We start from the raw sequence: 25520 nt of genomic DNA on the forward strand, positions 1-25520 counted from the left end.
CAGTTTGCTTGGCTTGGTATATTGTTAAAGAGCGTTTCGCTTCGTTGAGCGAGGCTGCGCATTCTACAGCCTTGGCGTTTTGTGTCAAGCCTTTCGGCTAAAATTTTTAAGACTCAAAACGTCTGCTTTTGGCGGCTTCGTTGCCTGCCTCAAGCGTGGGGCGCATTTTAGAGATTTAACTCGCCGCGTCAAGCGCCTTTTTGACATTTTTAGGTGTTTTTTTGCTGACTGCTGGTTTTGTAATCAATATGCATAAAAAAAGCTCGCCGAAGCGAGCTTTTTAGTTGAATCCCGGCCCTATTACTTTTTAGGACCGCCTTTACCTGAGTTACCGCCACCAGTATCACCGCCGGTATCACCGCCAGTAGAACCACCACAGCCATTCGCTGTTAAATAGTCTACTGCAGCTTTAGCTTGCACTAAGCCATAACCGTATGCGTTATCACGTCCGGCAACACCTAAGTCTTTCGCTGATGCATGCAATGCATTACGAATGTCATTATTGGTACATGTTGTGTGTTGTGACCAAACTAAGGCAGCAACACCTGCAACATGTGGAGTAGCCATTGACGTGCCGTCAAAATATGCCCAGTCGCTATCAGTTACGCCAACAGTTGTTGATGCACCAACCTGACCCAGCATCGTTGCACCGTCAGTATCGCTCACGCCAACTGCAGGAATAGAGGCACTATAACCACCCAGTGTACCTAATAATGCACCCGGCTCGTTGTTATATATAACGGTACCTACACCGCCACCCGCTTCACAAGCTTGAACTTTTTCAGCGAACGAAATAACGCCGCGTTCAATCAAGCATACTTTACCAACAGCATCATTACATGGGGCGTCACCGATACCACAATTTGCTAATGCGCCAGTAGCTTCGATACGCGCAGTACCTTCCATGCCTGTAGCTTCAAAAGCAGTACCCGCAACAACGAGGTCTACTTTTTCACCCATACCGCGTGGCACAGAAGAAAGCACGCTCACACCAGGACCGGCAAGTTCAACTTGATCAGTTTGTTGTGAGAATGAAGCGATTTGCTCATTCGCATCAACGGCTGCTACTGAAACAACGGCATCGTATGATGCAGGATAAGAATGGCGCGTGTTGCCGTCATTACCTGCAGCTGCAATGCTTAACACACCCGCGCTGTTCAATTGTGCGAAAGCGTTCTCTTCAGTACGGTTTGCACGTGAACCACCTAAACTCATGTTAATTACGTCAGCGCCATAATCAGCACATTGCTCTGCAGCGGCCATTAACGACGACGAGTAAGCCCAACCTGACGCTGAGAATACTTTAACGATGTGTAAGTTAACTTGACCACTTGGTAATACACCAACAACACCTTCGCCATTGGTTAAGGCTGCAATGGTTCCAGCAACGTGGGTGCCGTGACCGTTCTCATCGGTATACCATGTACCTGTACCACTATCGTTGACACCGGTTACACCCGTCGTCTGCAGATCAGGATGGCCTAGGTCGTAACCTGAATCGATAATACAAACAGTACGTGAACCTGCACCAGCGTCTGATACTTGATCAGCTTGAACCAACTCAATGCCGTACGGCTTGTTCGGTTCCCACTGCGTATTCATTGCATAACGTTTTTCGTCTGGAGTTACGCTGATAACATTCGGGTTGTTCATCAAGCCGTGAATGGCTGAATGAGGAACCTGAATGGCCATCGCATTAAAACGCTTATAACGTTGCAGAATTTTATTATCTGTCTTACCGCCGTCTTTTTCATCTTCATCAAGATAACCGTCGTCATCTAAATGTAAAAAAGCTTCGATTTGATCTTTTGAACCAGGTTTGAACTCAACAATAACGCGTTCTTTGTCATTGTTCGCATGAGCTGGCCCATGTGCATGCACCGCAGTGCTTACTGCAAGTGAAAGTGCCGCTAATACTAGCGCACTCTTTTTGGTAGTGTTCGACATGAAATTGACCCTTTTTTATTATATTTTCTAATATGTTGTTCGTTCGCGATACCGACTTTTTAATTCGCGACACCCCATACTCTAATATTTTATGACTATGCGCAACGTCATATTGTGAGTAAATTGTAAAGAACTTATAGATTGCTTGACTAGACTTTTATCTGCCGCCCGCTACAATGCGCACCTTGATTAGGTTTTGGAGTTTTTATGACGCATTCAGCGATTGATTCAGACCAGTACGAAGCACAACTCAGCAATAAAGCTGAGCGTTTAAAAATAATGCTGGCTCCGTTCATAACCACGGAACTTGAAGTGTTTGAATCACCCGCCACCCATTATCGGATGCGCGCTGAGTTTCGGGTGTGGCATGATGGCGATGATTTGTACTACATCATGTTTGATCCTGACACACGTGAGAAGATTCGTATTGATGCTTTCCCTGTTGCAAACGAGCTTATCAACCAACTGATGCCGGCTGTACTTGATTACGTGCGTAATCGCCCAGCACTAAGGCTGAAGCTGTTTCAAGTTGAGTTTCTCTCAACCACCACAAACCAAGCGTTGGTTTCTTTGCTTTATCACCGTCAACTTGATGAACACTGGGAACACGAAGCGCACGCCTTGAAGGCGCACCTGCAACAATATGGGGCGATTGAATTGGTTGGCCGCGCGCGCAAACAAAAAATTTGTGTTGATAAAGACTGGGTGACTGAAACGCTTACCATTAAAGGTAAGCCATTTCATTTTCAGCAAGTTGAGAACAGCTTTACGCAGCCCAATGCAGCAGTTAACCAACATATGGTTACGTGGGCACTCGACGCAACAGTCAACGCAACCGGTGACTTACTTGAATTATATTGTGGTAACGGCAACTTCAGCCTGCCGTTAGCACAAAACTTCCCGCGTGTGCTGGCAACTGAAATAAGCAAAACATCAGTGGCCTCGGCACGATACAACTGTGAACTCAACACTATCGGGAACGTGACGTTGGTACGCATGTCGGCAGAAGACTTCAGCGCAGTCATGGCTGGCGAAAAAGAGTCGCGCAGAGCAAATGAAGCCAATTTATCAGACTTTGACTGCCGAACTGTATTGGTCGACCCGCCGCGAGCAGGGCTGGATGATGATACCGTGGAGTTGGTTCGCAATTACGACACTATTATCTATGTGTCCTGTAATCCGACGACCTTGGTTGAAAACTTAACTGCACTGTCGAACACGCATGAAGTTGAGCGCGCAGCTTTATTTGATCAATTTCCATATACAGATCATATGGAAGCAGGTGTTGTATTAAAGAGGAAGTAAGATTAACTGGTTGGTGCCAACGGGCTAATTGAACGAACCAAGCGCAAATTGACCCAGTGCGCAGCTATAATAAGCCCGGCACCTATCAGAATTATCAACGGCTCGCCCATGTCACCAAGACTATCTTTGTGCCAATAAACAAAACCACCAGCAACCAGCAGAACCAGAGGGTACATGCGGGCGTGTTGGCGCATACCAGAAACCAACGCGACTAGCCCAAGTACGATACTAGTACCTAGAATCAAGCGTTCGAGTAATTCTTCACCCAAAAACGATAAGCCAATCAGTGACAGTATTGGAAGTATCACAGGCAGCAGTAAGCAATGTAACGCACACAAGGTGGTTACCCACATACCCGTTTTATCTAATGAACGCTGAGTCACTGCTGTACTTGCTCCGCTGAAGTCATACCAAATTAAGAGTGTTATAGTATAACATTACTTTATTTAGGCGCAAGTCATAGAAAATGGAAGAGCTTGACGAATATCATCTAAATTTTCGGCAAGCATAAATAAGCGGTCAAAACCCAGGGCTACACCGGCACAACGCGGCAGTCCGCTTTCGAGTGCTGCAACCAAGCGAAAATCGACTGACTTCTGAGGTTTATTGTGCTGGTTACGCAACAGGTTATCCTGAATAAACCGAGCCTGCTGTTGTTTAGCGTCAGTGAGTTCCTGATAACCATTGGCAAGCTCAATCCCGCCCGCATAAACTTCAAACCGGTAGGCCACACGTGCATCATTTTCATTGAGCTCAGCCAGTGCCGCCTGGCTGGCGGGAAAGTTATGCACAACAGTAATTGCTTTTTTATCAAAGAGTGGCTCAATAATGGTGGACATTGCCAATTGCAGTAATGTATCACGGTCGCTTTCGCGCGCGACAAGGTCACTGATGTGCGGATAGCGACTCAAACTCTGTTGTAATTCAATGACTGAGGCTTGCAGCGGGTTTATCTGAAGAAATTGTTCAAACGCTTGTTGATAACTTAGCTGAATAACTGGGCGCTCGCCCAACACCAATACCAACAGCTCAAGCACTTCGGTAATTAGCTGCTCCATCGAAAAGTTGATGCGATACCACTCAAGCAACGTAAATTCTGGATTATGATGTCGCCCCACAGCATCGTCTCTGAACACTTTACCCAATTGATAGATTGACTGACCGTGCGCGGCCAACAAACGCTTCATTGCATATTCAGGGGATGTTTGCAGGTAAAAATCACGCTGCGGAAAATTGCTTAATTGGCAGGTGAGATTTTCAAGATGAAGATCAGAAACGCCAAAGCGGCTTAAAATGGGGGTATCGACTTCAAGCACATCGTGCTTGGCAAAAAACTGACGAACCTTTTGCAACAATGCAGCCCGCTGTTTTAAGACATCAAGTGTGGCACTTGGACGCCAGTTATCAGAGAGCTGCATCGGTAACTGCTTTATTTCTGAACGCGAGAAACGTATTCGCCCGAGCGCGTGTCAACTTTAACAACTTCACCCGTTTGCACAAACAAAGGTACACGTACAACGGCACCCGTGCTGAGTGTTGCTGGTTTACCACCAGTACCGGCGGTGTCGCCCTTCAGGCCTGGGTCAGTTTCAGTGATTTCAAGCTCAACAAAGTTTGGTGGGGTAACCGCAATTGGGTTGCCATTCCACAGAGTCAGCGTGCATGTGTCTTGCTCAACCAACCATTTGGTCATATCACCAACAGCTTTTGCGTCAGCTGCAAGCTGCTCAAAAGTTTCGTTGTTCATGAAGTGCCAGAACTCACCGTCGTTATAGAGGTAAGAAAGCTCGACGTCGATAACGTCTGCGCCTTCAACTGAATCACCTGATTTAAAGGTTTTTTCAACAACTTTGCCGCTGATAAGTTTACGAATTTTTACGCGGTTAAAGGCCTGGCCTTTACCTGGTTTAACAACTTCATTGTCAACGATGTTACACGGTTCGCCATCTTGCATGATTTTTAAACCGGCTTTAAATTCGTTTGTGCTGTAATTCGCCATAGCTTCCTCGTATGCTTTCAAATTAAGCGATTTCGGCGCCAATAATAAACCATAACGCATCAATTATCAGGTAAAATAATTCATGTTTCGCAACAAAAATGTGGAGAAGCAGTGTCGGTAACAAATTTAATACGCGTTCGTCCACAGTGGCAGCAAGAATTAGCACAATCCATAACGGACCCCGTTGAGTTGGCTCAGCAGCTTGAGCTACCGCAAGGCTGGGTTGAGCAACACCTCAGTGCGCGCAAACTGTTTCCACTGCGCGTTACGCAATACTTTGTTGACCAAATGGAACGCGGCAATACCGCCGACCCACTCCTGCTGCAAGTCATGCCGCAGGCTGACGAATTTACACAGCAAGCGGGGTTCGTGACCGACCCACTGGAAGAACAGGATAATGAACATCCTGGCATTTTACATAAGTATAAATCACGCGTTTTAGTCATTCTAAGGGGTGGTTGTGCGATTAATTGCCGCTATTGTTTTCGCCGCCACTTTCCCTACGAAGACCATCATTTTGGCCGTGCCCAGCTGCACCAACTGATTGCTTTAATCGAAGCGGACGCCAATATCAATGAAGTGATACTAAGCGGCGGCGACCCATTGATGGCCAATGACCAGCAACTTGATACGGTGCTCACGGCACTTGAGCAGTTACCGCAGTTGAAGCGAATTCGAATTCATAGCCGTCTGCCCGTTGTGCTGCCCTCGCGACTCACTCACGAGCTTGCAAAACGGCTTCAACAAAGCCGGTTACAAGCTATTCTGGTGCTGCATGCGAATCATGCCAATGAGATAACGCAAGCACTAATGAACGCGCTAAAAGTCTGGGCTGATGCCGGCATTACGTTATTAAACCAGAGCGTATTATTAGCCCAGATAAACGATGATGCGATAACGCTGGCTGAGTTAAGTGAAGCGTTATTTGCCGCAGGTGTTCTACCCTATTACTTGCATCAGCTCGACAAAGTAGCTGGAGCCAGTCATTTTTCGATAAGCGACGAAAAAGCCCGCAACCTTGAACAACAGTTGCGGGCCATGTTACCAGGGTTTTTAGTCCCTAAATTGGTGCGCGAAGTAGCTGGCGAAGCCAGCAAGACACCACTTTAGCGTTTAGCACTTGGGAAAGTTTCGTTGAACCATTCCATCAACAGTTCTTTTTCGAAATACAGACTATCGTGGCTTGAGCCTTGAATATTTCGCATATTGCGCGGTGGTGCTAACGACTTCAACTCAACCTTGTCCGCGCTACTCAGTTCAGCACCTTGAGCGTCGGTATAGCGGTATGAAATAACCAGCTCTGGATACGAAACATCGTCCAGCACACGCTGAAAGCCACTGGTAGTCGCCCCAAAAGTTGCGTCAACACGACCCGCTAAATCAACGTCATTAAAGGTTACCTGCAGCGTATTGCTCTCAGGTAATTTGGCACCTAACTCAGTAACATATTCTTCAAACTTCGCTTTGGTTCGTTCTTCAAAACGACTTTGCACCTCGTTGACAGCCTCGAAGTCAGAGAACGACTTTACTTCGTCCCACTTCACTTCAACTTTTGCAGCATGCACTGGCGCAATCAGCATGGCCGCCACGACCGTTACACTTGCTAGTAAAGTTTTCATAGTCACCTCCGATGGATGTTTGTGTCTTACGTACAAGTACTTAGGAGTATAGATCTAATTCAATTGGAATATATGACAATTATTACCAATAAAAAAAGGAAGCGCGAGGCGCTTCCTTTTTCTTTACATTCATAAATCAGCATTAAGCGGGATTACATCATGCCGCCCATGCCACCCATACCGCCCATGTCTGGTGCGGCAGGTTCATCTTTCGGGATTTCAGCAATCATGGCTTCAGTTGTAATCATCAATGCTGCCACAGATGCTGCAAACTGCAGGGCTGAGCGGGTTACTTTGGTTGGATCCAAAATACCCATCTCTAACATGTCGCCGTATACGTCTTGGCCAGCGTTGTAACCGTAGTTACCTTCGCCATTCTTAACGTTATTCGCAACAACAGAAGCTTCAGCGCCAGCATTGGTAGCGATTTGACGCAATGGTGATTCCATTGCACGCAATGCCAACTTGATGCCTACGTTTTGGTCTTCGTTATCACCACGTAATTCGCTCAACTTACTTGCTGCGCGAACCAAGGCAACACCACCACCAGGTACAACGCCTTCTTCAACTGCGGCACGTGTGGCATGCAATGCATCTTCAACACGGGCTTTCTTCTCTTTCATTTCCATTTCGGTTGCTGCGCCGACTTTGATTACCGCAACACCGCCAGCTAATTTAGCTAAACGCTCTTGCAGTTTTTCGCGGTCGTAGTCAGACGACGTTTCTTCAATTTGCTGACGAATCTGAGTCACCCGAGATTCAATCGCTGCTTGATCACCGTTACCGTGAACAATGGTGGTGTTGTCTTTATTAATCACAACACGCTTCGCCGAACCTAAATCTTCCAGCTGAGCTTTTTCCAGCTCCATACCGATTTCTTCAGAAATCACTGTACCGCCAGTTAATACGGCAACGTCTTGCAACATTGCTTTGCGACGGTCACCAAAACCAGGTGCTTTTACGGCAGCAACTTTCACGATGCCACGCATGTTGTTCACAACCAACGTTGCCAAGGCTTCGCCTTCAACGTCTTCGGCGATGATCAACAACGGCTTACCTGATTTCGCGACGCCTTCAAGTACTGGCAGTAATTCACGAATGTTAGAAACTTTCTTATCAACTAACAGAATGAACGGGCTTTCCAGTTCAACGGTACCGTTTTCTTGGTTGTTGATGAAGTAAGGTGACAAGTAGCCACGGTCGAACTGCATACCTTCAACCACTTCCAGTTCGTCGTGTAGGGCTTGGCCTTCTTCAACGGTGATAACACCTTCTTGGCCCACTTTATCCATTGCTTTTGCAATGATTTCACCAATGGTGCTGTCAGCGTTTGCAGAAATAGTACCTACTTGGGCAATTGCTTTTGAGTTGTTGCATGGTTGCGACAATTCTTTCAATTCAGCAACAGCAGCAATCACAGCTTTGTCGATACCGCGTTTCAAATCCATTGGATTCATGCCCGCAGCAACCGCTTTCAAGCCTTCGTTCACAATTGATTGCGCAAGAACAGTTGCAGTTGTTGTACCGTCACCGGCTTCGTCATTGGCTTTAGACGCAACTTCTTTCACCATTTGTGCGCCCATATTTTCAAACTTGTCTTCAAGTTCGATTTCTCTCGCAACAGAAACACCGTCTTTGGTGATAACTGGTGAGCCGAATGACTTTTCTAATACAACGTTACGGCCTTTTGGCCCAAGAGTTACTTTTACTGCGTCTGCAAGAATGTTAACGCCTTTAAGCATGCGCTGACGTGCGTTATTTCCAAACTTAACTTCTTTAGCTGCCATGTTCGTTTCCCTCTTAACCTTCAATGATTGCTAGGATGTCTGACTCACTCATGATCAGGTACTCTTCACCGTCGATCTTCTGAGTTTTCACGCCGTAACTTTCGTTGAACAACACGCTGTCGCCAACTTTTACATCCAACGCTTTCACGTCACCGTTTTCCAAGATGCGACCATTGCCTACAGCAACAACCTCACCGCGCGTCGATTTTTCCGCTGCTGAACCAGTCAGCACGATACCGCCTGCAGATTTGGTTTCTGCTTCTGAACGCTTAATGATCACACGATCATGTAAAGGACGAAGTTTCATCGTTGATAACTCCTAAACCTATTGGTTGTGGTTGATAATTCAGCTTCAGTGATGAGCCGAAGCTGTTAAAAAGTTTGTTGTGTCCCTGTTTATGGGGGGTAAAAATTTGATATCAAGGTTTTCTGATAAATTTTTTTTGTTTTCGTATACTGAAAAAAACCAATAAAAGGTGTCTATATGAGTTCAGAACATCGCTTAGTCATTTGCAGTTGTCCGGATAAACATGTCGCCAAAGCTATCGCAGACAAAGTACTGCGTGCGCGCCGCGCTGCCTGTGTGAACATTTCGGCACCTTCTACGTCAATGTATTGGTGGGACGACCACATTCATGCGGACGAAGAAGTCTTGTTGCAGATCAAGACTACAGCAAGTGAACTTGATGAGTTATTCAAACTCATTCAAACTGCGCACCCATATGATGTTCCAGAACTTATCGCTGTACCTATCACCGAAGGCACAGCGGACTATTTAGGTTGGATTAAGCAGGTCACACAATCATGATAGCAGTGTTATGCCGTTTGCTAACGGTATGCGTAGTTGGGTTGTCATTCTTTTCAAGTATGGCGGCGCCAACCTATGCGCAGTCGCAGTTTGAGTTAAACCAGAACGATCCGTTCGCCCAACAAAATCAGTTTTTACCGGTTGATGAAGCTTTTCAATTTGATTTTCGCCAACAAGGTAACCAATTGACGCTTAGCTGGACTATTGCTGATGGGTATTACATGTATCAGCATCGCTTTGAAATAAAAACGCCCGTGCAACTTGCTGAGCAACCCATACTTCCTGATGGGGAAGCGCATTTCGACGAGTTTTTTGGTGAAACCGTTGTCTACCGCGATAGCGTTGAATTAACGTACGTACTAAATCAAGCCAGCCCCGACCAAGAATTTACCATTTCCTATCAAGGCTGTGCTGATGCTGGCCTGTGTTACCCGCCTACAAAAAAGACAGTTTATCTAAGTGCAGTAGCGGGTGACGGCTCACAGGCTATCGCCTTTGAACAGATTGCTGAGAACTCACAACAAACAACCTCTTCGAATTTCTTCGATATGATTACTGAGCAACCGCTATGGCTCGTATTGTTGCTGTTTGTCGTGCTTGGTATTGGTCTTGCGTTTACCCCGTGTGTGTTGCCCATGTATCCAATTATTTCGGCAATTATCATGGGGCACTCAGGCGCAGGTTCTAAGCAGCCAAGGCAGTTGAGTACGCGTCGTGCCTTCACGCTCAGTTTGGCTTACGTGCAAGGTATGGCGGTTACCTATTCCATTTTGGGCGTGGTGGTTGCGTTGGCCGGCCTTCGCTACCAGGCCATGCTGCAGCACCCAATCATTCTGATTACCTTGGCGGTTGTGTTCGTCTTGTTGTCGTTAAGTATGTTTGGTGCATATACCGTTCAATTGCCGCAGCGTTGGCAAAATTACTTGAATCAATTGAGCCAATCCCAACGCGGCGGAGCCCACCGCAGTGTTTTTGTTATGGGGGCGATATCAGGCCTTATCGCGTCACCATGCACCACTGCGCCACTTTCTGGCGTGTTGCTATTTATTGCGCAGTCGGGCGATTTAACGGTAGGCGCCGCTGTGCTGTACGCCCTAAGCGTTGGTATGGGCCTGCCATTGCTCGCGTTTGGTGTTACGGGTGGCAAATTACTGCCCAAAGCTGGGGCTTGGATGAACACCATTAAGCGTGTGTTCGGGGTGGTGTTATTAGGCGTTGCTTTGGTATTGGTTGAGCGCCTTATACCTTATACCCTTGCTGACTGGCTATGGATTGTGTTTATTCTTGTCAGCGCACTGTACCTAATAATCGCTGATTTACGTGAACTACCGCGCTCAACTGCAAGGCGTTTTGCTGCCGTGTGGCTGGCTACTGGTGCAGTATTAACTTATTTATGGTGGCCACAAGCCCATCACACATTGCCGTTCCAACAAGTAACCAGCGTCACGGAAATTCAGCAAAAGCTAGATTCCGCCGCACGTAATAACCAACTGGTAATGCTCGACCTTTACGCGGACTGGTGTGTCGCGTGCAAAGAATTTGAGCGTGAAACATTTGGCGCCGCTGAGGTGGAGCAGGTCACTGCTGATATGGTGCTGCTGCAAGCGGATGTAACGGCCAACACACCGGAAAACAGTGCGATTTTAAATGAATTCCAGGTGCTCGGCTTACCCACAATCCTGTTTTTCAAAAACCAGCAAGAGCTTAATCGCTCCCGCGTAACAGGTTTTATGAATGCTGAAAAGTTTTCCAAACACATTAAAGAGTTAAAAACACGTTAAATCTTGCTGCGATCAGCGGTGATAAGACCAGTATTTTGCTGCGTTATTACATTTTTTCACTATAATGCTGAAATAGGTGTTGAATTAGGGCCTCTATTTAGCCTCTAATATCAATCTTGATACGTTCGCAGCAGATCGCAGCAATATGACAACAAATAACGAAAAAAAATATAGAGTTCTTTTGCTCAATGGCCCTAACCTTAATTTGTTAGGTACACGTGAGCCGCATATTTATGGCAGCGAAACGCTCGATCAGGTTGAGCACCGTTTACGTGAACATGCCGAAGCCATCGGTATTACCCTAGACTGCCGACAGTCTAATGGTGAACACCAACTCATTGATTGGGTGCACGAAGCCCGAACTTCGCATGTCGACTTTATTCTTATTAATCCCGGCGCATTCACGCACACCAGTATCGCACTGCGTGATGCTCTCGCAGGCGTCGCGATTCCATTTATTGAAGTACATCTTTCAAACATTCACGCCCGCGAAGCGTTTCGTCGGCATTCATTTTTGGCAGACATTGCTAAAGGGGTGATTTGCGGTTTAGGTGCGCAAGGTTACGACTTCGCATTACAAGCAGCAAAACAACATCTTTCTAAGCAATAAATCTAATTAAACATTGGGGTCATCACAGATCATGGATATTCGTAAAATAAAAAAACTGATCGAACTGGTCGAAGAATCAGGCATCGCTGAGTTAGAAATTACCGAAGGTGAAGAATCAGTACGTATTCACCGTGGCGGAAGTCAAAGTGCGCCTATGCACTACCAATTCCCGCCGCAACAAATGCAACATGCTCCTGCTCCAGCACCGGCCCCTGCTCCTGCAGCCGCTCCGGCAGCTGAAGCACCAGCAGCGCCAGAAATTTCTGGTCATGTCATGAAGTCGCCAATGGTTGGTACGTTCTACGCAGCTCCTGCGCCAGGCTCACCAGACTTTGTAACTGTTGGCCAACAAGTGAAAGCTGGCGAAACGCTGTGCATTGTTGAAGCTATGAAAATGATGAATCAAATCGAAGCTGATAAAGGCGGCGTAATAAAGCAAATCTTGGTTGAAAACGGCGAGCCAGTCGAATTTGATCAACCTCTGTTTGTCATCGAATAAACGCATCGATACAGGACATCGTCATGTTAGATAAGGTAGTAATTGCAAACCGAGGCGAAATTGCGCTGCGTATTTTGCGCGCATGTAAAGAACTCGGTATCAAAACGGTCGCTGTGCACTCAACAGTCGATCGCAACTTAAAACACGTTTTGCTGGCTGATGAATCAATTTGTATCGGCAAAGCGCCAGCAACCGACAGCTACTTAAATATTCCGCGCATTATCAGTGCTGCTGAAATCACGGATGCTGCGGCAATTCACCCAGGTTATGGGTTTCTAGCAGAAAACGCTGATTTTGCTGAGCAAGTTGAAAACTCAGGCTTCATTTTCGTAGGCCCTACAGCTGATGTTATTCGCCTCATGGGTGACAAGGTATCCGCCATTGAAGCCATGAAAAAAGCTGGTGTACCGTGCGTACCGGGTTCAGGCGGTCCGCTTGGTGATGATGAAGCGGCGAATATTAAAACCGCAAAACGTATCGGCTACCCCGTTATTGTAAAAGCTGCCGGTGGCGGTGGCGGGCGCGGTATGCGCGTGGTACGCAAAGAAGATGAACTGATTCGTGCTATTAGCACCACGAAAGCGGAAGCTGGTGCAGCATTTGGTAACGATATGGTGTACATGGAGAAGTTTTTAGAAAATCCACGCCACATCGAAATTCAAGTGCTTGCTGATGGACAAGGTAAAGCGGTCTATCTTGGTGAGCGTGACTGTTCAATGCAGCGTCGTCATCAAAAAGTTGTCGAAGAAGCGCCAGCGCCAGGCATTACCCCTGAAATGCGTAAGTTCATTGGTGATCGCTGTGCAAAAGCTTGTATTGAGATCGGTTATCGCGGCGCAGGTACGTTCGAGTTCTTGTACGAAAATGGTGAGTTCTACTTCATCGAAATGAATACACGAATTCAAGTAGAACACCCAGTAACCGAAATGGTTACCGGTATCGACCTCATTAAAGAACAACTGCGTATTGCTGCGGGTCGTCCGTTATCAATTTCGCAAGAAGACGTCGTTATTCGTGGCCATGCCATTGAGTGTCGAATCAACGCAGAAGACCCGGATACTTTTGTACCGTCACCTGGTTTGATTAGTCGTTTCCATCCTCCGGGTGGTTTGGGCGTGCGTTGGGACTCACATGTATATGCTGACTATAAAGTTCCACCGAACTACGATTCAATGATTGGTAAACTGATTACTTACGGTGAGAACCGTGACGTGGCTATTGCTCGCATGCGCAATGCACTGAGCGAACTGATTATTGAAGGCATTAAAACCAACGTGCCGCTGCAAAAAGACATTATGGCTGATGAGAACTTCCAGCATGGTGGAACGAATATCCACTATCTTGAGAAAAAACTTGGCATGGGTGGTCACTAACCCCCATGCCCTGGATTCAGCTAACCGTTTCTGCGCCCGAAAAGCATGCCCCACTGGTTGGGGATATGCTTGAGGGCAATGGTGCAATGGCGGTCACTTATCGCGATGCACAAGACAACCCTATTTTTGAACCCCCAATTGGCGAATTGATTTATTGGCAGGAAACCTTAGTTACTGGGTTATTTCCGGCCGAGACGGACTTAGCGCCGATTGTCGCGAACCTAAAAAAGTCGAGTTATTTCAAAGACGGGCTCAATTACAAAACTGACCAACTTGAAGATAAAGACTGGGAACGCGAGTGGATGGATAACTTTCATCCTATCCAGTTCGGTAAACGCTTATGGGTGTGCCCAAGCTGGCGTGAGATCCCAGAGCCAGATGCAGTGAATATTATGCTCGACCCCGGCATGGCTTTTGGTACCGGTACGCATCCAACAACAGCGCTTTGCCTAGGCTGGCTTGATGGACAAGAGTTAAGTGCAAAAACTGTGGTCGATTTTGGCTGTGGTTCTGGCATTCTAGCGATTGGAGCCTTGTTACTTGGCGCAAAGCGCGCAGTTGGTATCGATATCGACCAGCAAGCTTTGATTGCGAGTAAAGAAAATGCGCAGCGCAACGGTGTTGCTCAACAGCTCGAAGTTTATTTACCTAGCAACCAACCCACCTTGAAAGCGGATGTTGTGGTTGCAAATATTCTTGCTGGCCCCTTGCAAGAACTCGCCAATGTGATCACCGATTATGTTGCCGATAATGGTGAATTGGTCATGTCAGGTATTCTTGAGCGTCAGATACCTGCTGTTCAGGCTGCGTATCAAGATAAATTCGTATTTAGCCCGCCCAGCATCAAAGAAGGCTGGGTAATGCTGCACGCAAAGCGTAAACAGTAATAATCCAGCAGTTTGTCAAGAGCAAAAAGTACAAAAAAGGCGGCTTTTGTACAAATTACAGCCTTTTCTTTAGCCGCCAAATTCCCTAAAATTTCCCACCCTTAAGTTGGACAGTTTTTAACCGATGCGGATCGGACCATATCATTTAGAAAATCCGGTGATACTCGCGCCAATGGCGGGAGTAACAGACCTCCCCTTCCGGCGTTTATGTCGTGAACTTGGGGCTGGCTTGACGGTGTCTGAAATGCTTTCGAGTAATCCGTTGGTTTGGGATACCAAAAAGTCACGTGACCGAATGGAGCACGCTGACGAGCCCGGTATCCGTGCTGTTCAAATTGCTGGGTCTGAACCTGAATTGATGGCTGCTGCGGCCGTTCATAATGTTGAGAATGGCGCGCAGATTATTGATATCAATATGGGTTGCCCCGCCAAGAAGGTGAATAAAAAGTTGGCTGGCTCAGCGTTGCTGCAATACCCCGAATTGGTTGCGGAGATTTTAACCGCAGTGGTTGCAGCAGTTGAAGTGCCGGTCACATTGAAAATACGTACCGGTTGGGATCCTGAGCATCGCAATGGTATCGAAATTGCTAAACTTGCTGAGCGGCTTGGCATTCAGTCGTTAGCGGTGCATGGCCGAACGCGCGCATGCATGTACAAAGGTGATGCTGAGTACGACACCATTCGGGCTATTAAAGCCGCAGTGCGTATTCCAGTTGTTGCCAACGGTGACATTACGTCACCACAGAAAGCTAAACAGGTTCTTGAATACACTGGCGCCGACGCCATTATGATTGGTCGAGGCGCTCAGGGAAATCCATGGTTGTTTCGCGAAATTGCGCATTATTTGGCAACTGGCGAGCAACTACCGGCGCCAAGTGCAGACGAAGTTCGAACTGTCGTGCTACGACATGTTCATAACTTGCATCAGCATTATGGCGAGTTCACCGGCATCCGGATTGCCCGAAAACACGTAGGCTGGTACTTACAACAGCAGCAGCCCGCGTCAGCATTTCGTAGGGAGTTTGTTAGTATTGAACATGCTAATGAACAAATCGAAGCCCTGACGAAGTTTTTTGCAACAGTAAACTAGAAGAGATAGAGCGCACCTATGTTTGATCAAAACGCAAATCGTGACCCGATTTCTCCATTTACCACTCTTGGTAATAACGCTCAACCGAAGCCATTACGTGACTCGGTTAAGCAGGCATTGAACTCATTTTTAAAGCAACTTGATGGGCATGACCCAGAAGAGCTTTATGAATTGGTGTTAGCTGAGCTCGAAGCTCCGCTTTTGGAAGAGGTCATGACCTATACGCGTGGTAATCAAACCCGCGCTGCGACAATGCTTGGCATCAACCGCGGCACGCTGCGTAAAAAGCTGAAAAAGTACGGCATGAATTAATTGCCCCCTGAAAAAGAGCGCCTGGTGTGCTCTTTTTTTCTTTGAAAACATCGAAAAGGTATAGCAACCATGCAACATCGTCCCATTCACCGCGCCCTTTTAAGTGTTTCTGACAAAACCGGTATCGTCGCTTTCGCACAAGCGCTCGTGCAACGTGGCGTCGCAATTTTATCAACTGGCGGAACAGCAAAATTATTACGTGAAAACCAAGTTCCCGTAACGGATGTGTCAGAGCATACAGGGCAGCCTGAAATCATGGATGGCCGTGTGAAGACACTTCACCCGAAAATTCATGGCGGTATTCTAGGGCGCCGCGATATCGATCAACAGGTAATGACCGAGCAAAACATCGCCCCTATCGATTTGGTTGCCGTGAACCTGTACCCGTTCGCAGAAACAGTTGCCGACCCGAATTGCAGCCATGCTGATGCCGTTGAAAATATTGATATTGGTGGGCCGACCATGGTGCGCGCTGCAGCTAAAAATCATCGCGATGTGACCATTGTGGTTAATGCGAGTGATTATGACCGCGTAATTGCGGAAATGGATGCAAACAGCAATAGCCTTACCTTTGATACGCGTTTTGATCTTGCCATCAAGGCATTCGAACACACGGCACAATATGACGGTATGATTGCCAATTATTTTGGCGCGCGCTTGCCACAGCAAGAAAGCAAGTTTCCGCGCACGTTCAATGCACAATTCGAGAAGAAGCAAGATTTGCGTTACGGTGAAAACAGCCATCAACAAGCCGCTTTTTACGTTGAAGCAAAGCCAGCCGAAGCATCTGTTGCGACTGCCACACAAATTCAAGGCAAAGCACTGTCGTTCAACAATATAGCCGACACCGACGCTGCGCTTGAGTGCGTGAAGTCTTTTCAGCAACCGGCATGCGTTATTGTTAAACATGCAAATCCGTGCGGTGTTGCGATTGGTGAAAATGCGTTGGATGCTTACCAACGGGCTTTTAAAACCGATCCCACTTCGGCATTTGGCGGCATCATTGCATTTAATCGCGAATTAGACGCTGAAACAGCTAAAGCGATCGTTGAGCGTCAGTTTGTTGAAGTGATTATTGCGCCAACGGTCAGCTCTGCAGCGCGCGACGTTGTTGCGGCAAAAGCTAACGTTCGTTTACTTGAATGTGGCCAATGGCCAGCTGAGCGCGCAAATAGTCTCGACTTTAAGCGCGTTAACGGCGGTTTATTAGTGCAAGACAGCGATCACGGCGAAGTTGCGCTAGCTGACCTTAAAGTGGTTACCGCGAAGCAACCTAGCGATGCTGAAATGGAAGACTTGCTGTTTTGCTGGAAAGTCGCCAAGTTTGTTAAATCGAACGCCATTGTTTATGCCCGCGATGGCATGACAATCGGCGTTGGTGCCGGACAAATGAGTCGTGTTTACAGTGCGAAAATAGCTGGAATTAAGGCTGCTGACGAGCACTTAGAAGTACCGGGTTCAGTGATGGCTTCAGATGCATTTTTTCCATTTCGCGATGGTATTGATGCAGCCGCTGCGGCGGGTATCACAGCAATTATTCAACCGGGCGGTTCCATTCGTGACGAAGAAATTATTGCCGCGGCGAACGAACACGGTATAGCCATGGTATTTACCGGCATGCGTCACTTCCGTCACTAATCGGATTCGTTTGCCCAATGTGCCAGCACGGTTTAGGATAACAGCATCTTTCATGTAAGGAGCAAGACAATGACTGTTCACAGCCGTATGTTAAATTTCCTGGTTATTCCTTTTACCGTGTTCGGGCTACTTGCCTGCTCTGAGCCAACCGCATCGGCGGTGGCTCAGGACAATGCACTGGAACAAGCCGTGCAAGCTGAATCCCGACAAGACGCCAACAAAGCACGAGATAAATTCCGAAACCCACAACAAACCCTAGCGTTTTTTGGCATTCGCCCAAATATGACTGTTGTGGAGATATCACCCGGTGGTGGTTGGTACACGGAAATTCTTGCGCCCTATTTGAAGCAAGAAGGTTTGCTGTACGCCGCTCATTTCCCAGCTGACAGTTCAAGTGGATACTACGCACGCTCGCGTCAGACTTTTGTTGAACGCGTTGCCAATGATGCTAATTTTGCCAACATTGTCGTCACTGAGTTTGCCCCCTTTGGCGAAACAGAAATTGCGCCGCCGGGTAGCGCGGATATGGTGCTTACCTTCCGTAATCTACATAATTGGTATATGAATGGCGGCGATGAAGCGGTGCAAAATGCATTCTTACAATTCTACACGGCGTTAAAGCCCGGTGGCATACTCGGCGTTGTCGATCATCGTCTACCTGAAAGCCGTCCGGATACTGATATGGCGAGCTCTGGCTATATGAAAGAAAGTTTTGCGGTAGCTATGGCTGAAGCCGTTGGATTTGAGCTTGTTGAGCGCAGTGAAATTAATAGTAATCCGAAGGACACTGCTGACCACCCACGCGGTGTTTGGACACTACCACCCACATTACGCTTAGGTGATGAAAACCGAGAAGCCTATATCGCTATTGGTGAGAGTGACCGTTTTACCCTTAAATTTATGAAACCTAAAACTGACTGAGAGAGTTCATGAACGTATTGGTTATTGGCGGCGGCGGCCGCGAACATGCTTTGGCGTGGAAGGCTGCGCAAGCAGCTGATGTACAAACTGTTTATGTGGCGCCCGGCAATGCCGGAACAGCAACTGAAGCCAAGCTCGAAAATGTAGCCATTGCAGCCGATGATGTTGACGGCTTGCTTGCCTTCGCCAAAGATAAACAGATTGAAATGACGATTGTTGGGCCTGAGGCGCCATTAGTGTTGGGTGTGGTTGATCGCTTTTTGGAAGCTGGGCTGACGATTTTTGGACCAACGCAAGCTGCAGCGCAGCTGGAAGGTTCAAAAGCATTTAGCAAAGACTTTTTGGCCCGCCACAATATTCCAACCGCAGCCTACGGTACTTTTACTGAGGTGGAAGCTGCAAAGCATTACGTTCAGCAACAAGGCACGCCGATAGTTATCAAGGCCGATGGCTTAGCTGCGGGTAAGGGCGTAATTATCGCTCAGACGCAACAGGAGGCCTTTAACGCCATCGATGATATGTTGGCAGGCAACCGTTTCGGTGATGCTGGCAGCCGTGTTGTGGTTGAAGAATTCTTGGTTGGTGAAGAAGCTAGCTTTATTGTCATGGTTGATGGCAAAACGGCATTGCCGTTTGCATCCAGCCAAGACCACAAAGCGCGCGATAACGGCGATAAAGGGCCAAATACAGGCGGTATGGGCGCTTACTCGCCAGCACCTGTCGTAACCCCTCTGGTTCACGACTGGGTGATGCAGCACGTTATTGAACCAACTGTGCGCGGCATGGCGGCTGAAGGGCATCCGTACACGGGCTTTCTTTATGCCGGGTTGATGGTTGCACCCGATGGCACAGCCAAAGTACTCGAGTTTAACTGCCGTTTTGGTGACCCAGAAACACAGCCAATTATGATGCGCCTGCGCTCCGACTTAGTCGCATTATGTCAGGCTGCTTGTGCGGGTGAACTCGCTGGGAAGTCAATCGACTTTGACCCACGTGCAACCGTTGGTGTTGTCATGGCTGCTGGTGGCTATCCAGAGAGTTACCACAAGGGGGATGTCATTGTTGGTATCGACGCAGCCGAAGCCAATGGCGCCAAAGTATTTCAGGCCGGAACAAAGCTTAACGCTAATGGCGATTTAGTCACTGCGGGTGGTCGCGTACTCTGCGTTACGGCAATTGGTGACACTGTTACCGAAGCACAGCAACAGGCTTATGCTGCGGTACAGAAAATTAACTGGGATAATGTTTACTATCGCACTGATATTGCACATCGCGCGATTAAACGAGAACAGAAATAAAAAAACGCGCCGGAAGGCGCGTTTTTTTTAGTCTTCTACAACCAAGTCGTCGTCGTCAGAAACACTCACTTCAAACGCATCATCAGTATAGCGACTGCGGCCATACATACTGCCAACTTTCGGACGATTGATACGCGCCTGATATTTTGACCATGCTTTTTCGACAGCTGTATCTGCAGCTTTTTCGCCACGAGCTACAGCAAGTAGAGACTGCTCTTCTGCTGACTCTGGTTCAAGCTCACCACTCATCAAGGCCGCAATCAAACTGCCGTGTTTTGCCAACAGCTCACTCTCGCGAATTGAAAAGTCGCCCGAACGAGCAAAGCCATACGGGTAGTTTTTGAAGTCGTTAAACGTCTTCATGATAATTTGATCACGGTTCATTGTTGCCATTGTGTGCCCATCCTCCAGACCAACTACTACAGGTAAAGGGTAACGCTTCATTGCGTCACTGACGATATAGAGGCGAAAGCGTAAGTTGTCAACCATTTTTCGCAAAATTTATTTTTTGGGGGCACTCATGCGTACCTCCTAGGAGGTACGCACCTTAAGGCCCCAATCGTTCCATGCTTGTTTGGCTAATGCTTCGCGAAACTGCGGCGCTGAAATATTAATCAATTCCTCAGCCCGTTCAGTTAAGCTTTTTGCGCGAAGATTGGCAACTCCAAACTCGGTTACCACATAGTGCACATGTGCCCGGGTGGTGACCACACCAGCTCCCGGATTCAGCATGCTGCTAATACGCGACACTGTACCGCCGCATGCTGTTGCAGGTAACGCAATAACCGAACGTCCCCCCTCAGATAAGCTCGCGCCGCGCACAAAATCCATCTGCCCACCCACACCTGAATATATCTTCGTTCCCATCGAGTCGGCACAAACTTGACCACTTAGATCGATCTGCAACGCGCTATTAATGGCCATTACTTGTTTGTTTTGTCGAATCACCGAGGTGTCATTGGTATATTCAACATCCAAAAACGCCACTAACGGATTATCATCAACAAAATCATAAAGTTGCTGACTACCCATTGCAAAGGTGGTGACAATGCGCCCACGATGCTTGCGCTTGCGTGAGTTGTTAATGACGCCGCTCTCTACCAGTGGCAACACGCCATCCGAAAACATCTCGGTATGAATGCCCAAGTCGCGATGATTGCCGAGACAACGAAGCGTCGCGTCTGGAATCGCGCCAATACCCATTTGCAAACAGTCGCCATCGTTAATAAGTGAGGCAATGCGCTCGCCTATCTGTGTCGTAACATCCGATTGCTTTGGCTGCGCATGCAGTGGCAAAGGCGCTTCAAATTCAAAATAACGGTCTATCTGCTTAAGTGAAATAAATGAATCACCATGAGTGCGCGGCATCCGCGGATTTACCCAAGCGATAACCTTGCGCGCTACTTGCAACGCTGCACGTGTCGCTTCAACTGAAATACCCAAGCTGCAGTTACCGTGTGCATCCGGCGTCGAAACTTGAATTAATACAGCATCAAGCTTTTGCTCACCGGAGCGGAATAGCTTCGGAATTTCTGACAAAAACATGGGGACATAGTCCGCTAAGCCCTCGTTAACAGCCGTTCGTGTTGATTTCCCGACAAAAAAAGCGCGCTGCCGCAAGTGGCCTTTTAATTGTGGATTATTCAATACTTCGCTGTGTTCAGTGTGCAACTGCAGCAAGGTTAGGTTATTTCGTTGCATGGCAACGTCAGCTAACCCATCGAGCAACTTGTAGGGGGTGGCCGCCATCGATTGACACCAGATAACATCGTTATCTTCGAGAATTTGCAACGCCTCATGCGCACTTTGAACGAGCATAGTGATTCCTTTTGCGGTACATTTTAACGGTCATTCATAAACCTGAGTTTAAACATAGTATGAAAGTATTCGTTATGCTCGGTGCAATCAATATGGCGTTAGGGGTAATTCTTGGCGCATTTGGGGCACATGGATTGCAGAAAATTATCAGCCCTGACATGGTTCAAGTGTTTCAAACAGGGGTGCAATACCAAATCTACCACGCGTTGGGCTTACTTATGGTGGCCGTACTGCTAATTCCTTACCCAAACGCCTCTGGCCTGCGCACCGGAGGATGGATTATGTTGGCCGGAATTATCTTGTTCTCGGGTAGCTTGTATTTACTTGCACTAACTGGCATGACATTTTTTGGCCCCATTACACCAGTGGGTGGTGTCTGTTTTATTGTGGCTTGGATTTGGATTTTTTGGGCCATGCTCAAGGAGTTCTGATGAAGGTGACTCTGGGCACAAGGGGGGGGGCGTGAACCTGGATAAGTCTGAATAAAAAAGCCCTGAAGCATTAAGTGCATTCAGGGCTTTGAATTTTGGAGCGAGAAACGAGATTCGAACTCGCGACCCCAACCTTGGCAAGGTTGTGCTCTACCAGCTGAGCTATTCTCGCATAAAATTAAGAGGGGGCATTCTATACATTGGCCTCAAGATGTCAAGCGTTGCTCACGGTCAGGCAAAAAGCTTATCGCAATGGTTGACCACAGCAACAAAACACAAGAAATGATCAAACAAGCAATTAAGCCCCACTGTTGGTAAACCCAGCCAGATAATACGGTTCCAAGAAGACGACCTGCGGCGTTCGCCATGTAATAAAAGCCCACATCCAAGGACACACCATCGGCGCGCGAGTACGAAACAATCAGAAAGCTATGCAATGACGAATTGATCGCAAATAACACTCCAAACAGACCCAAACCGAGCATGATGCTGCCAGCAATCGGTAAGCTTTGCCATAACGCAAGCGCCAATAAAAAAGGGCTTAACGTGAGCAAGGCTCCCCATACCACAGCTTGCTTGCGCGGCGCGGTGTCGCCACTTCGGGTGAATCTGGGTGCTAGCCCTTGCACAACGCCATAACCAATAACCCACAAGGCCAAAAAGCTGCCGACCTGCCAATGACTCCAATTCAGTTGGCTTGCTAAAAATACGGGTAACGCAACGACAAACCAAACGTCTCGGGCGCCAAATAATAGGAAGCGTGCGCCTGATAAAATATTAATGGGCTTACTTTTTGAGAGTAAATCTGTGAATTTGGGTTTGAACTTCGCTTTGCCACTTTCTTTATTTAGAAAGATCAGACTACTTATCCAAACCAACGCCAGCATAATAGCCATCGCCAACACCGCGCCCTGAAAACCGATAAGTGTTAGTAGCAACCCACCTAGAAAGAAGCCAACGCCCTTCAAGGTGTTTTTGGAGCCGGTTAGCAGTGCAACCCATTTATACAATTGCCCCTGCTGGGAATCCGGTACCAGTAACTTTATGGTGCTTTTAGCGCTCATTTTGTTGAGATCTTTGGCGATGCCAGACAACGCTTGGGCGATCATGACCCACACCACGGTAAGCATGGTACTTGGTACAAGTAACATTGTTAGCGCAATTATTTGCACGCCTAAGCCAATATTCATGGTGCGGTTAAGGCCCCAACGCGCCCCTAGCCAGCCACCAAACAGGTTGGTTACAATGCCGAAAAACTCATAAAACAAGAACAACATGGCCACTTCAAGCGCGCTATAGCCCAGTTGGTGAAAGTGCAAAACCACCAACATGCGTAGCGCACCATCCGTGAGTGTGAACGCCCAATAGTTGCCCGTTACCAACATGTACTGGCGAATTGATGGGGATAGGTTGGCCAGCATCAGCCAACCATCTCAATCAATTCAACGGTGCGGTTGGCGTAACCCCACTCATTGTCATACCACGCATAGATTTTCACGTGAGTACCGTTAATCACCTTGGTCGACAAAGCATCGATAATGCTCGAGCGTGGGTCCGTTTTATAATCAATTGAAACCAATGGACGCTCTTCATAGCCCAAAATTCCTGCTAACGTACCGCCTGCTGCCTCTTTCAACCAGCCATTGATTTCCTCAACCGAGGTTGGCTGATTTACCTCAAACACACAATCAGTCAGTGAGGCATTCGCTAACGGCACCCGAACTGCATGGCCATCGATTTTGCCTTTCAGTTCAGGGAATATTTCCACAATTGCGGTTGCCGACCCAGTCGAGGTTGGTATCAAACTCATACCGCACGCGCGGGCTCGGCGTAAATCTTTATGCGGCGCATCAAGAATACTTTGCGTGTTGGTCAAATCATGAATTGTGGTAATTGACGCGTGTTTAATACCAATCTTGTCCTGCAATACTTTAACCACTGGCGCTAAGCAGTTGGTGGTACACGACGCCGCTGTAACAATACGGTGCTTAGCGGGGTCAAATAAATGGTCGTTTACCCCAACCACAATATTGAGTGCGCCCGCCTCTTTCACCGGAGCGGACACCACAACACGCTTCACGCCCTGTGTCAGGTAGGTATTCAGCACGTCCACAGTTTTCATTTTGCCAGACGCTTCCAGCACAATGTCACAACTGCTCCAGTCATTCTCTGCAATGGTTTTACACTGACTAAAGGCAATACGTTTATTACCTATGACCAGCTCCGAGCCATCGGCTGCGGCCTCGCGCTCCCAGCGCCCATGTACCGAGTCAAAATTTAGCAAATGCGCGAAGGTGGCTGCGTCTGCGCCTGGGTCATTCACTTTTACAATTTCAATAGCCGGATTTTCCCACGCTATGCGTAAAGCTAACCGCCCAATACGCCCGAGTCCATTTATGCCTACTTTAATTGTCATGTCCTACTCCTTAATGCCTTTCGTAGTATTCAAATACACCCATGTTGTACGTGTTTTTGCAGGTGAGGATTGTGCTGCGCGGTCAGTGCAATGGTGCGACGCATCCAATCGGGCATACTTGGGTTTAATTTATAATGCACCCAGCGTTGTTGTTTTCTATCAATTAGTAAACCGTATTCTCGCAATTGCGCAAGGTGTCTGGACACCTTGGGTTGTGACATTCCCGTTGCATCGACAAAATCACACACACAAAGCTCATCATGTTTATCTAACATCAGGATCATTGTCAGCCGCAACGGGTCGGCCATAATCTTGAAGAAATCTTGGGGTGTATTGAACAAATGAGGTTGCTGCAGGCTTTTGCGAATAATCAATAAAAACATGCGAATACGCTCACTCAATTCTTGAGCTGTTCGTTTGAACGCATCAGCACGGCGGCTGGTAACTGGATCAGGGAAGTCCCACGCAATAAAGTTCATGCCCTGAAAGCTTGCCTGACATTCCGTACGCGCTCTATCGCAAAGACTAATCACGTAATCGAACGTGGTATCTGGTAGATCATCAAGTGATTTTGAGCGCAAACCATCTGTTTGAATGTTAAGGCTTTGCAGCGCGGCTAACGCTTTTGGCTCAACTTGAGTGGGTGCAGTTCCAGCACTGTATATCTCTATTGTGTCACCAACAAACTGCCGCATTATTGCTTCAGCCATCACTGAACGCGCTGAATTCGCAGTGCATAGAAATAAAATTTTCATGATAGTGGCTACCTATACATTCGATTTTTCATATATATGGTAAAACGAATGTATGGGATAGGCAATAAAAAAAGCCCGAAAGTTTTAAGCTTTCGGGCTTTTTAGAATTTGGAGCGAGAAACGAGATTCGAACTCGCGACCCCAACCTTGGCAAGGTTGTGCTCTACCAGCTGAGCTATTCTCGCATGTGTTAACGAGGGCGTATTTTACGGATTCACCTGTTTTC

Annotated in this window: 26 protein-coding genes and 2 tRNA genes; 14 read left to right on the forward strand and 14 right to left on the reverse strand. The window is 47.5% G+C overall.

The features are described from left to right. Positions 1-300: 300 nt before the first annotated feature. On the reverse strand, positions 301-1947 hold the full coding sequence (locus ACN0UN_RS04950; RefSeq protein WP_417658998.1) for a S8 family serine peptidase: 1647 nt from the start codon (positions 1945-1947) through the stop codon (positions 301-303). A 207-nt stretch (positions 1948-2154) separates the two neighbouring features. On the opposite strand from ACN0UN_RS04950, the gene trmA reads away from it, so the two are divergent. After that, positions 2155-3252, forward strand: a complete 1098-nt coding sequence (gene trmA, locus ACN0UN_RS04955; RefSeq protein ID WP_417658999.1) for a tRNA (uridine(54)-C5)-methyltransferase TrmA — start codon at positions 2155-2157, stop codon at positions 3250-3252. Between the two features lie 2 nt (positions 3253-3254). Here the strand turns inward: trmA and ACN0UN_RS04960 are convergent, their stop codons facing one another. From ACN0UN_RS04960 to efp, 3 genes are all read right to left on the reverse strand, one after another. Continuing rightward, the gene (locus tag ACN0UN_RS04960; RefSeq protein WP_417659000.1) at positions 3255-3635 is read right to left on the reverse strand and encodes a MerC domain-containing protein; all 381 of its coding nucleotides are present in this window, start codon (positions 3633-3635) and stop codon (positions 3255-3257) included. 63 nt (positions 3636-3698) lie between these two features. Continuing rightward, positions 3699-4670, reverse strand: a complete 972-nt coding sequence (gene epmA / locus ACN0UN_RS04965; RefSeq protein ID WP_417659001.1) for an elongation factor P--(R)-beta-lysine ligase — start codon at positions 4668-4670, stop codon at positions 3699-3701. Between the two features lie 11 nt (positions 4671-4681). Continuing rightward, complete coding sequence (efp, locus tag ACN0UN_RS04970; protein WP_128353000.1) at positions 4682-5251, reverse strand: elongation factor P; 570 nt, start codon at positions 5249-5251, stop codon at positions 4682-4684. Positions 5252-5362: 111 nt separating this feature from the next. On the opposite strand from efp, the gene epmB reads away from it, so the two are divergent. Next, positions 5363-6361: an EF-P beta-lysylation protein EpmB gene (gene epmB / locus ACN0UN_RS04975; protein WP_417659002.1), complete on the forward strand. Its 999-nt coding sequence runs from the start codon at positions 5363-5365 to the stop codon at positions 6359-6361. Here epmB and ACN0UN_RS04980 read toward each other — a convergent pair. The 3 genes from ACN0UN_RS04980 to ACN0UN_RS04990 all read right to left on the reverse strand — a co-directional run bounded on the left by ACN0UN_RS04980 (position 6358) and on the right by ACN0UN_RS04990 (position 8964). Beyond that, positions 6358-6870, reverse strand: coding sequence for a DUF3016 domain-containing protein (locus ACN0UN_RS04980; protein ID WP_417659003.1), 513 nt, complete (start codon positions 6868-6870; stop codon positions 6358-6360). The two genes, epmB and ACN0UN_RS04980, sit on opposite strands and share 4 nt — an antisense overlap. Positions 6871-7022: 152 nt before the next feature. After that, entirely contained in the window at positions 7023-8657 is a 1635-nt protein-coding gene (gene groL / locus ACN0UN_RS04985) for a chaperonin GroEL (protein ID WP_417659004.1), read from the reverse strand. 13 nt (positions 8658-8670) lie between these two features. Beyond that, entirely contained in the window at positions 8671-8964 is a 294-nt protein-coding gene (locus ACN0UN_RS04990; protein ID WP_128353004.1) for a co-chaperone GroES, read from the reverse strand. 177 nt (positions 8965-9141) lie between these two features. On the opposite strand from ACN0UN_RS04990, the gene cutA reads away from it, so the two are divergent. From cutA to purD, 11 genes are all read left to right on the forward strand, one after another. Beyond that, positions 9142-9465 carry a divalent-cation tolerance protein CutA gene (cutA, locus tag ACN0UN_RS04995; protein ID WP_417659005.1) on the forward strand — a complete coding sequence of 108 codons (324 nt, stop codon included), beginning with the start codon at positions 9142-9144 and terminating at the stop codon, positions 9463-9465. 5 nt (positions 9466-9470) lie between these two features. Continuing rightward, a complete protein-coding gene (locus ACN0UN_RS05000; RefSeq protein WP_417659128.1) occupies positions 9471-11246 on the forward strand; it encodes a protein-disulfide reductase DsbD in 1776 nt (591 codons plus the stop codon). 145 nt (positions 11247-11391) lie between these two features. Next, positions 11392-11856 carry a type II 3-dehydroquinate dehydratase gene (aroQ, locus tag ACN0UN_RS05005; RefSeq protein ID WP_417659006.1) on the forward strand — a complete coding sequence of 155 codons (465 nt, stop codon included), beginning with the start codon at positions 11392-11394 and terminating at the stop codon, positions 11854-11856. 31 nt (positions 11857-11887) lie between these two features. Further along, complete coding sequence (accB, locus tag ACN0UN_RS05010) at positions 11888-12355, forward strand: acetyl-CoA carboxylase biotin carboxyl carrier protein (protein ID WP_417659007.1); 468 nt, start codon at positions 11888-11890, stop codon at positions 12353-12355. A gap of 23 nt (positions 12356-12378) precedes the next feature. Next, complete coding sequence (gene accC / locus ACN0UN_RS05015) at positions 12379-13728, forward strand: acetyl-CoA carboxylase biotin carboxylase subunit (protein ID WP_128353009.1); 1350 nt, start codon at positions 12379-12381, stop codon at positions 13726-13728. A 5-nt stretch (positions 13729-13733) separates the two neighbouring features. Then, positions 13734-14615: a 50S ribosomal protein L11 methyltransferase gene (gene prmA / locus ACN0UN_RS05020; protein ID WP_128353010.1), complete on the forward strand. Its 882-nt coding sequence runs from the start codon at positions 13734-13736 to the stop codon at positions 14613-14615. Positions 14616-14739: 124 nt separating this feature from the next. Then, positions 14740-15705: a tRNA dihydrouridine synthase DusB gene (gene dusB / locus ACN0UN_RS05025; protein WP_417659008.1), complete on the forward strand. Its 966-nt coding sequence runs from the start codon at positions 14740-14742 to the stop codon at positions 15703-15705. Between the two features lie 18 nt (positions 15706-15723). Beyond that, positions 15724-16017: a DNA-binding transcriptional regulator Fis gene (gene fis, locus ACN0UN_RS05030; protein ID WP_128353012.1), complete on the forward strand. Its 294-nt coding sequence runs from the start codon at positions 15724-15726 to the stop codon at positions 16015-16017. Between the two features lie 69 nt (positions 16018-16086). Next, positions 16087-17655 carry a bifunctional phosphoribosylaminoimidazolecarboxamide formyltransferase/IMP cyclohydrolase gene (gene purH, locus ACN0UN_RS05035; protein WP_417659009.1) on the forward strand — a complete coding sequence of 523 codons (1569 nt, stop codon included), beginning with the start codon at positions 16087-16089 and terminating at the stop codon, positions 17653-17655. A 69-nt stretch (positions 17656-17724) separates the two neighbouring features. Then, the gene (locus ACN0UN_RS05040) at positions 17725-18576 is read left to right on the forward strand and encodes a class I SAM-dependent methyltransferase (RefSeq protein ID WP_417659010.1); all 852 of its coding nucleotides are present in this window, start codon (positions 17725-17727) and stop codon (positions 18574-18576) included. A gap of 8 nt (positions 18577-18584) precedes the next feature. Next, positions 18585-19874: a phosphoribosylamine--glycine ligase gene (gene purD, locus ACN0UN_RS05045; RefSeq protein ID WP_417659011.1), complete on the forward strand. Its 1290-nt coding sequence runs from the start codon at positions 18585-18587 to the stop codon at positions 19872-19874. A 27-nt stretch (positions 19875-19901) separates the two neighbouring features. On the opposite strand, the gene maoP is transcribed toward purD, so the two are convergent. Next, positions 19902-20267, reverse strand: a complete 366-nt coding sequence (gene maoP, locus ACN0UN_RS05050; RefSeq protein ID WP_417659012.1) for a DUF413 domain-containing protein — start codon at positions 20265-20267, stop codon at positions 19902-19904. Positions 20268-20405: 138 nt separating this feature from the next. After that, positions 20406-21692: an acetyl-CoA hydrolase/transferase family protein gene (locus ACN0UN_RS05055; protein ID WP_417659013.1), complete on the reverse strand. Its 1287-nt coding sequence runs from the start codon at positions 21690-21692 to the stop codon at positions 20406-20408. Between the two features lie 59 nt (positions 21693-21751). Here ACN0UN_RS05055 and ACN0UN_RS05060 point away from each other — a divergent pair, with 59 nt between their 5' ends. Then, positions 21752-22123: a DUF423 domain-containing protein gene (locus tag ACN0UN_RS05060; RefSeq protein WP_417659014.1), complete on the forward strand. Its 372-nt coding sequence runs from the start codon at positions 21752-21754 to the stop codon at positions 22121-22123. A 96-nt stretch (positions 22124-22219) separates the two neighbouring features. On the opposite strand, the gene ACN0UN_RS05065 is transcribed toward ACN0UN_RS05060, so the two are convergent. The 5 genes from ACN0UN_RS05065 to ACN0UN_RS05085 all read right to left on the reverse strand — a co-directional run bounded on the left by ACN0UN_RS05065 (position 22220) and on the right by ACN0UN_RS05085 (position 25479). Then, a tRNA-Gly gene (locus tag ACN0UN_RS05065) sits at positions 22220-22295 on the reverse strand. Between the two features lie 34 nt (positions 22296-22329). Next, positions 22330-23544, reverse strand: a complete 1215-nt coding sequence (gene arsJ / locus ACN0UN_RS05070; protein ID WP_417659015.1) for an organoarsenical effux MFS transporter ArsJ — start codon at positions 23542-23544, stop codon at positions 22330-22332. Continuing rightward, a complete protein-coding gene (locus ACN0UN_RS05075) occupies positions 23544-24539 on the reverse strand; it encodes an ArsJ-associated glyceraldehyde-3-phosphate dehydrogenase (RefSeq protein WP_417659016.1) in 996 nt (331 codons plus the stop codon). The genes arsJ and ACN0UN_RS05075 overlap by 1 nt, the downstream gene beginning before the upstream one ends. A 29-nt stretch (positions 24540-24568) precedes the next feature. Next, complete coding sequence (locus ACN0UN_RS05080) at positions 24569-25294, reverse strand: metalloregulator ArsR/SmtB family transcription factor (protein ID WP_417659017.1); 726 nt, start codon at positions 25292-25294, stop codon at positions 24569-24571. 109 nt (positions 25295-25403) lie between these two features. After that, positions 25404-25479: transfer RNA gene (locus ACN0UN_RS05085), tRNA-Gly, on the reverse strand. Positions 25480-25520: the final 41 nt, after the last annotated feature.

The organism is Pseudidiomarina sp., from assembly GCF_048267825.1.
GTDB lineage: Bacteria > Pseudomonadota > Gammaproteobacteria > Enterobacterales > Alteromonadaceae > Pseudidiomarina.